2 protein-coding genes are annotated in these 1,245 nt (G+C 38.2%); both read left to right on the forward strand.

Translation table 11 applies throughout. From position 1 onward, the window contains the following. On the forward strand, positions 1–573 hold a 573-nt coding region (locus tag Q5O73_RS10480; protein WP_302669663.1), incomplete at its 5' end, for a hypothetical protein. A 484-nt stretch (positions 574–1,057) separates the two neighbouring features. Next, positions 1,058–1,245: hypothetical protein (locus Q5O73_RS10485; RefSeq protein WP_302669664.1), on the forward strand; the 188-nt coding region annotated here is incomplete at its 3' end.

Genomic DNA, 1,245 nt, shown 5'->3' on the forward strand with positions numbered 1-1,245 from the left:
GTAGAATCCGATATTTTATTCCTATATGAGAAATCACCGATGACAAATACCTGGAGAACTGTTTCGGACAGACATATCGTCAATCATCCGCAAAAAGGCGGGGTGACGGTTGAGATTACAAAGGAAGTCACTGGTCCACTTGGAAACCGCAAGAAGCCATTTGATATGGAAATTCTCTATTGGGAAGATGGTCAAAAGCTGCGTAGCAAGACAATTAGAACTTCTTTGAAACATGGAGATAAAGTTACATTAAAAAATGTAGATATATCTTCGGATATCATAATAACAGAAACTGTTGATACATCAAAATACGCTGTTTCGATTTCTAAAAAAGAAGAGAATGATAAGTATTCAAATCCAGTGCAGGCAACATCGAATGGAAATACAGCTGTCATGAAACAGCGGATTGAGGCTGCACGAGGAGACGTGATTGAGTTAAAAATCACAAACGAAAACACACAATTAATACCGGAAACAGGGGTTCGTCTGGAAACAAGCAGGCATGTATGGTTACTATTTGCCATAAGTATTATCATGATTCTGTTTTTCAGAAGAAGACGGAAAATAAGATAAACACTGCTATGGAACAAAACTTGCAAAAATACATCAGACATTTTACATGTTTGTTGCATTGGAATAAAAAAAATAAACCACTATAATAATGGTGGTATGCTCCCCGTCAAGAGGACAATAAAAAATAATAAATTTTTGTATCGTCAGCCATGCTATGGCTGGCGATATTTTAGTTTGCGCGCCATGGGCGCGCTCTAACGGATGAAAGTCCCGAACACGCCTAGGCGACAAGGAAGTGTATAGCTGAACAGCAAGGGTGTCTATCGTAAGGTAGAATCTGAAGGAAGCTGTAAGCAAACTCTTGGTCCGACGGACAGAAATCACATATGAGGCTAGGTTCCGCTTGGTAAGTCTGCTAAATAAGACAAAGCCGTAAAGTTGCCGTTTGTAGGAACCGAGTAAATGTGGCGGATATATGAGAGGAAAGAGCGTGCACCTTAATAGAAATTTTCTGATGCAATTTTTAGTAACAAGTTGCAAAAAAATGAAGGTGTATCATGTTGGTGACTCCCAGAATCGGGAAATGATTTTAGATAAATTCAGATTAGCTCTTTTAAATGAAGAGTATATTATTTCCACGGATATTCAGGAAATATTAGGACGTGGTTCTGTCTTGTCATTCCGGCAATCATTGCTGTATAAATTTTCTAAATCAAAGTTAGAGAAAATGTC

The organism is Eubacterium sp. AF15-50 (assembly GCF_934835595.1).
In the GTDB taxonomy this organism is placed as follows: domain Bacteria; phylum Bacillota; class Clostridia; order Lachnospirales; family Lachnospiraceae; genus Eubacterium_G; species Eubacterium_G segne.